The organism is Streptomyces sp. NPDC054887, from assembly GCF_053610585.1.
The window spans coordinates 1-12,307 of sequence record NZ_JBSGYQ010000113.1 but is presented as its reverse complement, the minus strand read 5'-3'; the positions used below and the strand labels follow the sequence as shown (position 1 = coordinate 12,307).

The 12,307-nt window shown below is 67.5% G+C and carries 13 protein-coding genes and 1 pseudogene; 4 read left to right on the top strand and 10 right to left on the bottom strand.

What is annotated here, in order from left to right; genetic code table 11:
* Positions 1-371: 371 nt before the first annotated feature.
* A complete protein-coding gene (locus ACWGH0_RS33725) occupies positions 372-581 on the bottom strand; it encodes a hypothetical protein (protein WP_069936295.1) in 210 nt (69 codons plus the stop codon).
* Positions 582-664: 83 nt separating this feature from the next.
* Between ACWGH0_RS33725 and ACWGH0_RS33720 the strand changes: the two genes are divergently transcribed.
* Entirely contained in the window at positions 665-3,616 is a 2,952-nt protein-coding gene (locus tag ACWGH0_RS33720; RefSeq protein WP_453408081.1) for an NACHT domain-containing protein, read from the top strand.
* A 430-nt stretch (positions 3,617-4,046) separates the two neighbouring features.
* On the top strand, positions 4,047-4,955 hold the full coding sequence (gene ku / locus ACWGH0_RS33715) for a non-homologous end joining protein Ku (RefSeq protein WP_453408080.1): 909 nt from the start codon (positions 4,047-4,049) through the stop codon (positions 4,953-4,955).
* Position 4,956: 1 nt separating this feature from the next.
* Here ku and ACWGH0_RS33710 read toward each other — a convergent pair whose 3' ends face one another.
* The 3 genes from ACWGH0_RS33710 to ACWGH0_RS33700 all read right to left on the bottom strand — a co-directional run bounded on the left by ACWGH0_RS33710 (position 4,957) and on the right by ACWGH0_RS33700 (position 6,262).
* A complete protein-coding gene (locus ACWGH0_RS33710; protein ID WP_453408079.1) occupies positions 4,957-5,223 on the bottom strand; it encodes a DUF6233 domain-containing protein in 267 nt (88 codons plus the stop codon).
* Between the two features lie 92 nt (positions 5,224-5,315).
* Entirely contained in the window at positions 5,316-6,056 is a 741-nt protein-coding gene (locus tag ACWGH0_RS33705; RefSeq protein WP_453408078.1) for a restriction endonuclease, read from the bottom strand.
* Positions 6,053-6,262, bottom strand: a complete 210-nt coding sequence (locus ACWGH0_RS33700) for a hypothetical protein (protein ID WP_453408082.1) — start codon at positions 6,260-6,262, stop codon at positions 6,053-6,055. The genes ACWGH0_RS33705 and ACWGH0_RS33700 overlap by 4 nt, the downstream gene beginning before the upstream one ends.
* A gap of 772 nt (positions 6,263-7,034) precedes the next feature.
* On the opposite strand from ACWGH0_RS33700, the gene ACWGH0_RS33695 reads away from it, so the two are divergent.
* Both ACWGH0_RS33695 and ACWGH0_RS33690 read left to right on the top strand, forming a co-directional pair.
* Positions 7,035-7,331 carry a type II toxin -antitoxin system TacA 1-like antitoxin gene (locus tag ACWGH0_RS33695; protein WP_453408077.1) on the top strand — a complete coding sequence of 99 codons (297 nt, stop codon included), beginning with the start codon at positions 7,035-7,037 and terminating at the stop codon, positions 7,329-7,331.
* Entirely contained in the window at positions 7,328-7,711 is a 384-nt protein-coding gene (locus tag ACWGH0_RS33690; RefSeq protein ID WP_453408076.1) for a fic family toxin-antitoxin system, toxin component, read from the top strand. Before ACWGH0_RS33695 ends, ACWGH0_RS33690 begins: the two co-directional genes overlap by 4 nt.
* Before the next feature lie 112 nt (positions 7,712-7,823).
* On the opposite strand, the gene ACWGH0_RS33685 is transcribed toward ACWGH0_RS33690, so the two are convergent.
* The 6 genes and pseudogenes from ACWGH0_RS33685 to ACWGH0_RS33660 all read right to left on the bottom strand — a co-directional run bounded on the left by ACWGH0_RS33685 (position 7,824) and on the right by ACWGH0_RS33660 (position 11,947).
* A complete protein-coding gene (locus ACWGH0_RS33685; RefSeq protein WP_453408075.1) occupies positions 7,824-8,288 on the bottom strand; it encodes a hypothetical protein in 465 nt (154 codons plus the stop codon).
* 282 nt (positions 8,289-8,570) lie between these two features.
* On the bottom strand, positions 8,571-9,155 hold the full coding sequence (locus ACWGH0_RS33680) for a hypothetical protein (RefSeq protein WP_453408074.1): 585 nt from the start codon (positions 9,153-9,155) through the stop codon (positions 8,571-8,573).
* An 83-nt stretch (positions 9,156-9,238) separates the two neighbouring features.
* The gene (locus ACWGH0_RS33675; RefSeq protein WP_453408073.1) at positions 9,239-9,973 is read right to left on the bottom strand and encodes a hypothetical protein; all 735 of its coding nucleotides are present in this window, start codon (positions 9,971-9,973) and stop codon (positions 9,239-9,241) included.
* A 270-nt stretch (positions 9,974-10,243) separates the two neighbouring features.
* A pseudogene (locus ACWGH0_RS33670) lies at positions 10,244-10,508 on the bottom strand (hypothetical protein); the annotation flags it as partial.
* A 151-nt stretch (positions 10,509-10,659) separates the two neighbouring features.
* On the bottom strand, positions 10,660-11,733 hold the full coding sequence (locus ACWGH0_RS33665) for a response regulator (RefSeq protein ID WP_453408072.1): 1,074 nt from the start codon (positions 11,731-11,733) through the stop codon (positions 10,660-10,662).
* Entirely contained in the window at positions 11,726-11,947 is a 222-nt protein-coding gene (locus ACWGH0_RS33660) for a hypothetical protein (protein WP_453408071.1), read from the bottom strand. The genes ACWGH0_RS33665 and ACWGH0_RS33660 overlap by 8 nt, the downstream gene beginning before the upstream one ends.
* Positions 11,948-12,307 lie beyond the last annotated feature (360 nt).

Sequence of the window (12,307 nt, the reverse complement as noted above, 5' to 3'; positions counted from 1 at the left end):
AACCCACCCCCACCACCGGTCCCCACCGTCACACTGGTGCCACCCACCAAACCAACCAGCAGACGCCGGAAACCCGCTTAAATCAGCGGTATTGGCCTTAGAGGGCGCTTCACAAGGCGCCTCAACGTCCGTGGCGGGGGTGGCGGAGTCGCAGGTCACGGCGCTGGTCAAGGGGTCTGCGGCGCGGCGACTACTTCTCTGAGAGGGGTCGTTGAGAAGAGAAGAATTCAGACCCGGTGCCGTACGTCTGCTTCGACTGGGAGTGAGCCCTGCGGCCCGCAGCGGCGCCGAGCCTGAGCCGTGGTCGGGTTCGCCCGACGCCGTGGACTGCAGACGCCACGCGTCAGGGGTGCGGCGAAGCGTCGGTCGGCTCACAGCGCCGTGATGACGAACGTCAGCAGCGCCAGGGACAGGGTGCCACTGGCCCCGAAGGCCACGGCGCCGCGCAGCATGGCGGTGGCATAGGTGGCTCCGTCGAGGCGTGCAAGGAATCCGGCGGCCGCTCCCACGAGCGTGCAGAAGAGCGCGACGACTGCCAAGGACAGGACCAGGAGCATCAGGTGGCTGGGTGAGGTGTTCATGCCTTCTCCCGAAGTGATTGACGACGACTTCGACGAATTTCGCGGTTCTGGTGTTCACCGGGGTTCAGGCCGAACAAAGATGAATGAAGACGGTCACGCGAGAGACGGAGAAGCAGGACATGGGGGAGGTGCACGAGGACCCGTTGGCGGAGCTCGCACTGCGGTTACGCACGCTCAGGGCCCAGCGGGGTCTGCAGATGGGTGGGTTGCAGCAGCGGACGGGGCTGGGGCGGACTACGGTCAGCCAGGCGCTGAACGGGCAGAAGGTGCCCTCCGAGGCCACGCTGGTGAGCCTGGCGAGGGTGCTGGGTACGGATGTGGAGCCGTTGCTGGCGCTACGTCATGCCGCCGAGGTCTTACCGCAGAGGCGTGAGGACTACCGAATCAGCACGGCTCGCCGGCTACGGCGGCCGGCGGTTCAGCCTTCGTTCCAGGAGCGCTACCTCCGCTACGTGGCGGAGCGGCATTCTCAGCTGACCGTCGTGGGGCTGGACCTGAGCCGGCCGGAGCGCGCGCGTTGGCCGATGGACGCGGCGTACTTGAGTTTGGAACTGGCGGAGCGGTCGGAGGGCTGGCCTGCGCACAGCGAGGAGGCGGTCCGGCCGTCCGTCGTGCTGAAGCGTGCCGAGCATGCGCTGGCTGCCTGCCGGCGGGTGCTTTTGCGGGGGCTCGCCGGCAGTGGGAAGACGACGCTGCTGCAGTGGCTGGCCGTCGCGGCGGCGCGCGATGAGCTGCCGGATGAACTGGCGGACTGGCGGGGGCAGATTCCGTTCGTCCTGCCGTTGCGGACGCTGGTGAGGCGTGGGCCCCTTCCCGAGCCGCATGATTTCTTGTCTGCGGTCGGGACGCCGCTGGCCGCCTCACAGCCTGAGGGCTGGGCCGATGGCGTGCTCGCCAAGGGTGAGGCGCTCGTCCTCGTCGACGGCATCGACGAAGTGCCCCAAGAGCAGCGCAGTGCCACACGGGGCTGGCTCGAGCGGCTCCTGGCGGCTTACAGTGACGCGCATTTCGTGGTCACGACACGGCCGTCCGCTGCGCCGGAAGGCTGGTTGGCCTCGTCGCGTTTCACCGAACTGTCGGTGCGACCCATGAGCGCTGGGGACACGGGAGTCTTCGTTCGCCGATGGCATGCCGCCGCACGGCACAGTACGACCAGCGAGGCCGAACGCTCACAGTTGCATGGCCTCGAGGCAGTGCTCCAAGTGACCGTTCGTGCGCAGCGTGACCTGTCACAATTGTCCAGCACTCCCCTGATGTGTGCGCTGATCTGCGCACTGCACCGGGACCGGCGCGGGCATCTGCCGCACAGCCGTATGGAGCTCTACGAGGCAGCGTTGTCGATGCTGCTCGTACGCCGTGACCTCGAGCGCAGCATCGATGTCCCAGAGGGCATTGAGCTCACCGAGCACCAGAGCATCCAGCTTCTGCAACGTCTGGCCTACTGGCTCATCCGTAACCGCCAGAGCGAGATGGACCGGAGCACCGCGCGAGCCCTGATCGGCGACGCACTGCCCGCCATGCAGGCCGTTGCCGAGCAGGGCAGTGCCGACCAGGTCCTGACCCACCTGGTCGGCCGCAGCGGACTCCTGCGCCAGCCGACCGTGGACACCATCGACTTCGTACACCGCACTTTCCAGGACTACCTCGGCGCCAAAGCCGCCATCGAAGCCCACGACTTCCCGCTGCTGGTCAACAACGCCCACGACGACCAGTGGGAGGACGTCGTACGTATGGCCGTCGCCCACGCCCGGCCGGCCGAAAGCGCTGATCTGCTACGCCGCCTCATAAAGCGCGGTGATGCCGAGAACGAGCACCGGCCCAGGCTCCACCTCCTCGCGGCCGCCAGCCTGTACTACGCCACAGAAATCGAACCCGATGCTCGCAGGCTGGTCGAGCAGCGCGCCCGCGTCCTGATGCCGCCCCGCTCCCAGGAGGAGGCGAGGGTGCTTGCCGCGCTCGGGCCGGGCATCCTGGACCTGTTGCCGGGGCCCCAAGGCCTGGAGGGCGATGAGGTGGGGCCCATCGTCGACACGGCCGCCACCATCGGCGGCGACCACGCCTACGCCTTCCTCCACCGCTTCGTACAGGCCCTGCCACCTGACTCAGCACCGTTTGAGCTGCTCAACGGCTGGCAGCATTTCGACGCCCACCAATACGCCCGCGACATTATCCTGCCCCGCCGAAATCGCCTACCTCAGAAGATTGAGGTGCACAACCATGATCAGCGAAACGCCCTGCGCCTCCTGCAACCCATCACCAACATCGCCTTTCGTCAGACATTCACCGCAGACGAGATAACGGAACACCTCTCACCCGAAGACACCGAAAGACTGGAAATATACTCCGGCCAACTGCTCACAGATCTAAAGTTCGTTCGCAAATTCCACCGCCTAAAGGAACTCGCCCTCGCCGAATGCACCCAACTCACACACATTGAAGAGCTTGCGGGCCTCCGACTCACCGGCTTGCGCCTCATACTTTTGGCGAATGAATTCTCCTTCGACGCACTGGACGCCCTGCCCGGGCTCACCGCCCTTTCCCTCTACACCCGCCTGCCCTGGGCGAACCTGACGGGCCTGCCAGCACCTGGGGACCTCACCGCACTGTCCTTGGGGGGTTCGATTGGCACCCGCCTAGCCGGGATCTCAAGATGGCAGCAACTGGAAGTGCTGGTAAGCAACACCGCCCCCAGCAGCGAAGAATGGGAAGAAGTTTCCACACTCCCGCATCTGACAGAACTCTGCATATCCGATTATGACCTCAATCAAGCCGCCCCCATGCGTAATATCACCTACCTCCGACTCCTGCCGATCTCAGACGCCCAGCTCAATCTGGTCCCGGATCTCTTCCCCGGCCTTGAGCGGTTCTTCATCAGCTGCCGTGGGACACAATCCGACACCATCGACATCACTCCCTTGAGTGAAATCGAGGGGATTCAGATCTCCATCGGTGACGCGAGCAACGTTATCGGCCTCGAGCAGTTCCCCCCGGACGCGGTCAGGCTGTACCCACGACCCCGAACAGCGAGCACCTGAACCTCGCTCACACCAGGGCGGCGGTCTTCCCGGCCCGGGCCGTGGTGGCAGGCATCCTGCATTTCGACAGCCCGGCCTGGACCCGCCCCTCAAGGTCCTGGGCCCCTACGTGTCGCCGACCGGCTCCCCAGGGCCCAGCTCGTCGTCGGAACAGCCGGTGCGGGTCGACACACGATCACGGAACCGTCGAGCAACGCTGACCTGCATCCTCTCGCGGGCCAACGGCTGGGCGGGCGAAAGCCCCCGGCCGGATCGTGACGGCCACGCCGGGGGCCCTTTCGCTGTGCCGATCCGGACTTTGCCATTGATCCGGCGGCTCGCCGGGGCCGCCACGCGCCGACTCACCTGAACGGCATCCCCGCGCAACCGCTGCTGAGCCTCATGTACGTGTCCGTTTTAGGCTAGATTCCTCATCCTGCTGGAGGTCGTCATGCCACGCCCCGTCTGGAGCGGCGCCATCTCATTTGGCCTGGTCACGATTCCGATCAAGGTCCTGCCGGCCACCGAGAACCACAACATCAGCTTCCATCAGTACCACCAGGCCGACATGGGGCGGATCCGGTACCAGAAGGTGTGTGAGCTGGACGGCAAGGTGCTGGACCAGAGCGAGATCGGCCGGGGCTACGAGGTCGCGAAGGACACGATCGTCGAGGTCACTGATGAGGACCTCGACCAGATGCCGCTGCCCACGGCGAAGGCGATCGACGTGGTCGCGTTCGTGCCGGCCGAGAGCATCGACCCGCTGCGCATCGCCGACAGCTATTACCTGGCGGCCGACGGGCAGGTGGCCGCCAAGCCCTACACCCTCCTGCGCCAGGCGCTGGAGCGCTCCGGGAAGGTGGCGGTAGCCAAGTTCGCGTGGCACAACCGCGAGCGCCTGGGCCTGCTGCGCATCAAAGGTGACGCAATCGTGCTGCACTCCATGCGCTGGCCCGACGAGATCCGCTCCCCCGCCCCCTTCAAACCCACCGAGATCGAGGTGGACGACTCGGAGGTCGACGCCGCCATCGATCTCATGGAAGCCATGGCCACCGACGACATCACCGGATTCCACGACCGCTACCGCGAGGCCCTGCAGAACCTGCTCGCCGAGAAGGCCAAGGGCACCCAGCCGACCGGAGCGGAGCAGCCAGCCGCAGCGCCGGTCGTCGATCTCATGGCGGCGCTGCGCCAGTCCGTGGAGTCCGCCCGCGAATCGCGCGGCAAGAGCGGGGGCGAGGACGCGACCGTCCACGACATGCCCCAACGCACGGCGAAGAAGCCAGCCGCCAAGAAGACGACCAAGAGCCCCAAGAGCCCGGCGAAGAAGACTGGGGGCCGCAGGCCGCGCTCCGCCTGACTCAGCCGAGGTAGCCGAGGTCACGGTCGGGCTTGCACACCGGGCACGGGGTGATGCCGTCCGCGAGCGCGCGCAGTGCCTGCGTGCGGTCGATCGCCCGTGTGCGTCCGCCTCCGAGGCCGCATCCGCCGACGTGCACGGCCATTGGCGGGCGCCCTTCGCCGATACCGAGCTGGATCACCCAGTCCGGAGGCGGTGGCGGAGGCCGGCGGACAGCGAGCTCAGCCTGGCGCTGGTCCTCTGCGTGAAGCCACCCGCGACGGTTCATCGGACACAAGTTCTATTGTACGGCCAGGTCGGAGCTCTGCCTGCGACGTCACCTGCCAGAGAGCGCCCTGCGCAACGGGGTCGGCGGCCCGGTCAGGAATGGGCGGTTGGTTTGCGGGGCGGCGGGATAGGCCGCAGGAGCTCCCACACCGGGCGTGAGCCGGACGCCCACACGGCAAGGGTATGGCGGTCGACCACATGCAGGCGCTGCTGCTTGGCGAAGGCCACAGCAGGTGCGGTCACCCGGCCGTTGGTCACGATCACCGCGACGTCGGCGCCGTGGACCTGGCGGGCGGTGCCGTTGAGGACCTGAAGGTCCGGTGTGCCCACCGGGGAACCAGAGGCGCCGTTGCGCCGGTGTTTGCACTGGATGACCCAGCGGCGCCCGTAGGGGTCGGTGGCCTTCACGTCCGCACCCAGGTCCCCGCCGCCCCCGACGCGGACCGCGTTCGGGCAGCCGTCGCGGCGCATCAGGTCCCGCACCGCCTCCTCGAACCCCGAGTAGTGCAGGGCGTCCAGCTGCGAGAGCTCGTAGCGAAGACCTTGCGCGCGGACCGCTTCCCACCGGGCTCTCTGCTGCTGCTGGTAGAGCCAGCTGCCGCCGGCCGCAGCCGCGAGTGCGCCGAGGGTGATCAGGATCCACCAGTGGGCGAGCAGCCAGTTGACGATCGTCACCACCATGGTGACGGCCAGGGCCGCAGCCACAACGCTCCCGATCAGCCGGTCGTTCGCACGCTGCTGCCGCTTGCCCGGCCTGCGGATACGCCGCCGCGCCGGCGCACGCCTGGCCGTGGTCGGCCGCCTCTTACGCGTCTTGCGCGCGGGGGAGCTCATCGGCTGGACTGTGTGATGCCGCTGGCGAGCTGGCCCAAGAAGTCCAGGATCCACTGCCCCACCGGTGTCGGGGCGATGAGGACACCCAGGGCGAGGACGATGACCACGGTAAACTTCTCGTCAAGCCGGCTCCGGGCCTCCGTACGACGGCGCAGCCGGAAGAAGACGATGACCGCGAGCAGCACCGCCACATTGATCGTCAGCAACCGCCAGACCCCCCACCAGAGCATGACCGCCTTCAGGAGGGGCGGCGGACGCCCGCCCCCCAGTCCTCTTGTGTAGCCCCACCCTCGCGCCGACGCGCCCTAGTTGCATGTGATTGGCAGTAAAACGATCTGCTGGCCGGATTGCGCAGGTGAGCGGCGCGCGGCAGGCAGGAGGGCGCGGAGGCCCGGCCGACGCGCAACCGGTTGAGCGGTGCCCGGATCCCCGGCCGCGCCGCGCGCCGCACGTCCCGCCCCTCCCTTGTCCTTCACTTCAGCCAAGGGTCATGGGCGAAAGCGGCCACAACGGGGATGTCAGCGCCCCGACCACACCAACGCAGCGCGGTGACCTGCATGGACATGGGGATCGTCCCGCCGGACCGCTCAACAGCAGGCGCACCCCCTGCCGCAACCCAGCTCCCGGGGCTGCGGCACTGAGAGACCCTGCCCCCGGCAGCTCAAATGCCGGGGCGGGGCGTTACCACGGGCGGCTATCCGAGCCAGACGATGTCCACGACGTACAGGCGTCCGACCGGGCGGTTGATCTATTCGGAGGTGTTTACTGTCGGCCGACTATCTGGCCGACGCCGACCGCGACGCCTACCTGGATGGCCTGACACCCGGTCCGCACGCAACAACTGATCCTGCTGTTCCTGCAGCCGCACGACCTCATTCACCATCCCGGACAAGATTCCTCCCGGTAGCGTGCGGCCGGCGAACGTCGCCACCGGCAGAGGCCTCCCCTGTTCACGGTACCGCTGGTACCGTTGGTGCCATGACGGAACCCAAAGCCATGAACCTGCGCTTCCCCGACCCGGAGCAGCGGGCCGCGATCGCGGCCGCCGCGAAGCAGGAGGGGGTGAGCCTGCAGGAGTACATCCTCTCCGCCGCCTACGCCCGCGCAACCGCCGTCGAGCAGCGGTTCCTGGACGGCTTTAAGGAGTCGATGGCGCGCAGCGGCGCCGCGTTCGCCGCCGAACCCAGCAGCACCGACCCCTCCCAGGAGCAGCGGGCCGCCGAGCAGCAGGCCCGCGCCGAGCTTGAGCAGCAGAAGCGGGGCCAGGCCGCGTGAGTCAGCCCGAACCGCTGCACCCGCTCGACATCACCTTCCTGCTGCACGCCGCCGAGCTCCTCGACGGCGACCCGCAGGTCGACGACCTCGGACCGCTGTACGGGGCCGTGGCCCGGGTCAACGCCAGCGCCATGGAACGCGACATCTACGGCTCCCTCCACCTCAAAGCCGCCGCCCTGCTCCAGACCCTGGCGAAACTCCCCTGCCTCGAGCACTCGGGCGAGGCCTTCGCCTGGCACTCCACCGAGGCCTACCTCGCCCTGAACGGCCACCGCCTCGAATACCCGCCCAAGGCAGCCGTCGCCCTGGTACGCGACGCCGCCGCCGGGACACTGGGCGTAGCCCGCATCGCCCGCCAGCTCCGCGACTGGACCATCTGACCTGCCACAGCGCCCATACCGGGCTGCCGACGAAATGCACTGCTCCGGGTCACGAAGTCCGCAGTGATCATTTCTCAGTCCGCTGTCCATCGGAGGAGGTGAAGCGGGGACTCTACGGCCACACGACCTCACCGTCTCGAACCGCCAAGGGCTCGAACCGCTCCGACTCGCAGAACCTGATCCAGCCCAGGCGGACCACACCGGTCGACGAACGGTGCCGGTCATCGGCTCTAGTAGCCAGCCAGCTGAGCAGCTCCCCAGTGCGGTCGAATTCATCGGGGTGGATCTCCTGCCGAGCAGTCAGGGCCCATGCCCCGCTCTCAGTGCGCAGCAGCACCGAGACGAGTGCGCCGTCCACCTTCCCGGCCTCGCCATGTCGGCCCAGCAGAGGCACAGGATGGTCCTCTGTGACGAACTCGCCGTAGCCGTCCTCCACCACGATCGGAAACGCCATCACAATACGGAGAGTCTCCGGTTTGCCGCCCAGCCCGAGATGCCACCGAAGCTCTGCGACCTCTTCGTCCAACAGACTGTCCCGCAGGTTCAGGACGAGTGAGAGCTCAAAGATGTCAGCCATAGCGGCAAGCTACCGCCCGGGTATGACAATTCCACTAGCGCTCTAGCCCCTGCCGCTCAGCGGGCGGCGGCGCCGGGTCCGGAACAGGCTCTGCGGCAGCGGCTCTCTCCTGGATCATCAGGACGCGAGTGGGCGGCTGCTCGGCCTCAGCAGCCTTCTGCCTTGCCCCGGCCCCCCACGCCGGAGGATGGCGCCTGAACGGGTGCTGCGGTCAGCCAGCAGGGCGGCATGCCTCGAAGAGGCCACATCCGTGCCTTGGGCACTCCGGCCGCTCATCTCTCGTCAGAGGGCGTCGGGGATCAGCTCTCCTTCGGCAAGCCGGAGGTGCCGGCCCTCGCCGAACATCTCGGCAAGGGTCATTCCGGGGTATTCGATGGGTTCGTGACGTCCCTCCAGTGGGACTCGCGCCCGCCACTGGGTGCCGCCGTGTTCAACGATGACGTCGGCCCAGGAGCGGGAGGGAGCGGTGATCCCCGTCAGGCGGGCGCCGTGGCTGGAGAAGAAGTCGAGCTGGGTGGCGAGTTGCTGGACCAGCCAGACCAGGTGGGTCCAGGGGGGCGACGGCGCGAGCGGTGTGTAGTCCCAGTTCTGGCGTTCGCCGTCGTCGTCGGGGACGGGGCCGACAGCATAGAAGGGAATGCGGTCCTCTGGCTGGTCAGGAGCGCTAAGGGTGAAGCGGCGGTTGGTGAGGTCGATCTGCCGCAGCTCGATGCCTTCGGGGCCGAGCCGGAAGGCGAGGGAGGCCACACGCAGTAGGAAGCGGGCTTCGGCGCCACCGCCCTCCTCACTCTGGTCAGCACCGCCGGTGGCGTCGGCCGCGGGCGTGAGGGGCGAGTAGGAGGCGGCGTAGTGCTCGGTATCGCTCATGTCGGCTGTGCTTTCCAAAGGGAGAGGGACGCCGCCCTGAGCCTACCCAGCCCAGGGCGGCGTGCATGGTTCCGCAGCCCCGGTTACCGAAGCGGAGTGTAGGCCGCCTCGTAACGGGTCTCCTCAGCCCTGCGCGAGGCCGCGCCTGTAGCGGGAAGCGGCTTGTAGCCGGCCTTGTGCTGGAAGGTGTCGACCGTGGTGGCCGTGATCGTGGCTTCGGTGCGGAAGCTCTTGGTCAGTGGCTTGTACCCGGAGCGCAGCGTCTCACCGTCGGCAGGCGCGACGTGGGCGGCCGTGCGCTGGTTTTGCTTGTTGAGCGTTGTGGAGACCCAGGCGGGGCAGCGGACGACGCCCTCGCAGTAGCCGGTGATGACGCCCTTGGGCTTGCGGTCGCGGCCGGAGTGCCTGATGCTCTCCTGCACCGCGACGATGACCTTGTACTGCTTGACGAGGCGGCAGGTGCCTTTGGTGCACTTGTACTTGCCGGCGTAGCCCCACTGCTTGTACGACGTCCCGCCTTGGTGCCGGCGGTTGGGGCCCTTGGTGATGTACTCGATGGCCCCGTACTTGGTGATGGCGTGCTTCTTCTTGACCTTTGTCCAGCCGAAGCCGCTCTCGCGGCCGTCCACGCGCTTGAAGTAGCCCTGGCGCAGCGGCATGTTGCCTGGGCCAGAGTACTTCAGGCTTTTGAGGATCTTGTACCGACCGGTGGCGGCCTGCGCGGTGCTGTCCGATGGGCTGATGGCTTCTGCGTGGGCGGCGCTTCCTAACAGGACGAGCGTGGCGATGGCACCGGTGGTGGTCTTGCCGTGCTGCATGGTCCCCCTTCGACAACTTCCCCGTTGGATTCCCCGATAAAGCCGGGGGGAGATCACCGTAGGAGGTACACCTTGAGACAACGGCAACGATCAGGCCAACGCTTGCTTCGGCCCCCACAGTCATATGCGGCCCTGGAACCAGTAGGCCATAACGCTGGCCACGCCGGTGCCGAGGCCGTAGCAGCAGGTGGCCCAGCGCGGCACGGCGGCGCTGGGCCAGCGATCCAGAGGGCCGAAAAGGTCTGGGAGTTTCACGTTGTTCTGGAGGGCTCAGGGGTTCAGGTCCAGCACGCAGACCGGCTCCCCCGCCCACCGGTGCGGGGCTGTGGTGGCGATGACGGCTCCGTCGGGACAGTCCGCGGTGGGCTGCGCGGCGTACTGGCTGTGGGCTGCGGGCCCAGGTTTTCTACCGTGCGACGGCCAGGTCCAAGTCCAGGACAGTGGTGCCGGGCACGGAGGCCAGGTGCTCGGCCGCGCCGAGCCGTGCGCGAACGGCTTCGACCAACGTGCACGCCGGAGCGTAGAGGAACCAGCCCGGGCGGGGTGGCGGCGGACCGGATCGCCCTCGTCCTCGCCCTCGACACCCGAACATGCTCTACGGCCGGGACGCTCCACCACCCCGGACAGATCGCGCTGAAAGGCCAACCACCCGCCAGCCGCGTCCCCAACCTCTCAAGGCAATACACCTAGCCCACCCGCCGTTCGAGGTGGATCTCTGTGAACACGGCGACCTTGGCGCGCAGAGCCCAGGGGTCGAAGGGCTTGCTGATGTAGTCGACCGCGCCGGCTGCATACCCGCGTGCGGTGTGCTCAGGGTCAACGCCCATCGCGGTGAGGAAGATGATCGGCACGTCTCGGTTGCGGGGGCGGCGCTTGATGTGGGCTGCCGTCTCGTAGCCGTCCATATCGGGCATCTGCACGTCCAGGATGATGACGGCGAAGTCGTCGTGGTGGAGCAGAGCCTTGAGCGCTTCGCGGCCGGAAGAGACGGTGACGAGTTCCTGGTCCAGCGTCTCGAGTACGGCTGTCATGGCGAGCAGGTTGTCGGGTTGGTCGTCCACGACGAGGATCTTGGGCATGCGCTGCGGTAGGGAGTGCGGCAGAGCCGCTGGGCGTTCGACGGCTTCCAGTTGGCGCTCCAGCAGATCGCAGCGCGCCTCAGCGTCCGCCCGCTGCTCCTGTGCCGCCTGGAGTTCGTTCCCCAGGCGTGTCACCTCCTGTCGCAGGACGTCACGCTCCCCCAGCAGCTCCGAGACGTCGGGATGGGCGGCTGCCAGCTGGCCGGCGCGCTCACGTTCGGCGGTGAGTGTCGCCTCCATTTGGTTCAGCCGTACCTCCAGGTCGGCGATGCGGTGCTTGCGGTCCAGCAGGGCGTCGCCCAGGACGTCGCCGCGGACGCTGGATCGGCGCGAGACGTGGTCGGCGTCGGCCAGCTGCTGCTCGATGATCTGTACCGCGTGCTTCGGGGAGGAGTTGGCGTCGAACGCCGACCCGTAGAGCTCGCGTACGAACTCGATGGTCTCGGGAGTGACGGTGGTGCCGCGATGCTCGGCGAGATCGGCAAGCATGTCCATGATTACCGGCCAGGGTGGTAAGCGGGTCCCGTTGAGGTAGCGGGAGAACGTTCCGGGATCACGCTGGCGTCGTGCCGCGTACCGGCGTACCGACACCTCCAGCCCTTCGAACAGCTCCCGCAGGACCTCGGCGAGTGCCCGTGATTCCTGCGTCAGGTCCTGCCCCAGAGGGCGCAATTCACCCATGGCCTTGCGCCTTCTCGCAGGCGTCATCGGCGCCCTCCCGGGTGATCAAGCGGTCGAAGAAGGGGATCGATAACCCGGTGGCGGCGAGGCCGGCGAGCAGGCTGCGCGCGATACTCTCCCCCGCCAACCAGGACAGCACCCCTGTCGTCACACCGCTGAGCACTGCGAGCAGGAAGACCAGGGCCGTTCTCAGCGGCAGTAGTGGCCGGTCCACACGATTCTCCGTTCATCTGTCCCGCGCTTGGAGGCATGGGAAGTGTCCCCCGCCCGGCGGGCCGCCAAGTGGGTGACACACAGCATGAAGCGTCACGAGACCGTTGCAGTACGTAATCAAGGAAAGAGGCAACGAAACCCGCCGTTGCGACGGGCCCGACGCACGGCGGATCTGATGTCCGCGCAGATCAGACCGTTGCCACGGCAGCTCGTTGCCAATGTGTTGCCGTGCAACGTTGGCACCACGGTGCAGGCGCGGTGGGCAACGCCCTCCCCAAGCCCGCCAGCACGTCGTAGGTAGAAACGTTGGAGCACGGACTTCCGGCGGTTTGCCGGCGCACGGTGGGCCGTGGGCCGGCAA

Bases quoted from the DNA above. Each gene is read 5' to 3' on its own strand.
- ACWGH0_RS33680 (WP_453408074.1), bottom strand. From the start codon at position 9,155: ATGAGCGATACCGAGCACTACGCCGCCTCCTACTCGCCCCTCACGCCC.
- ACWGH0_RS33685 (WP_453408075.1), bottom strand. From the start codon at position 8,288: ATGGCTGACATCTTTGAGCTCTCACTCGTCCTGAACCTGCGGGACAGT.
- ACWGH0_RS33720 (WP_453408081.1), top strand. From the start codon at position 665: ATGAAGACGGTCACGCGAGAGACGGAGAAGCAGGACATGGGGGAGGTG.
- ACWGH0_RS33665 (WP_453408072.1), bottom strand. From the start codon at position 11,733: ATGGGTGAATTGCGCCCTCTGGGGCAGGACCTGACGCAGGAATCACGG.
- ku (WP_453408080.1), top strand. From the start codon at position 4,047: ATGCCACGCCCCGTCTGGAGCGGCGCCATCTCATTTGGCCTGGTCACG.
- ACWGH0_RS33710 (WP_453408079.1), bottom strand. From the start codon at position 5,223: ATGAACCGTCGCGGGTGGCTTCACGCAGAGGACCAGCGCCAGGCTGAG.
- ACWGH0_RS33725 (WP_069936295.1), bottom strand. From the start codon at position 581: ATGAACACCTCACCCAGCCACCTGATGCTCCTGGTCCTGTCCTTGGCA.
- ACWGH0_RS33675 (WP_453408073.1), bottom strand. From the start codon at position 9,973: ATGCAGCACGGCAAGACCACCACCGGTGCCATCGCCACGCTCGTCCTG.
- ACWGH0_RS33695 (WP_453408077.1), top strand. From the start codon at position 7,035: ATGACGGAACCCAAAGCCATGAACCTGCGCTTCCCCGACCCGGAGCAG.
- ACWGH0_RS33705 (WP_453408078.1), bottom strand. From the start codon at position 6,056: ATGAGCTCCCCCGCGCGCAAGACGCGTAAGAGGCGGCCGACCACGGCC.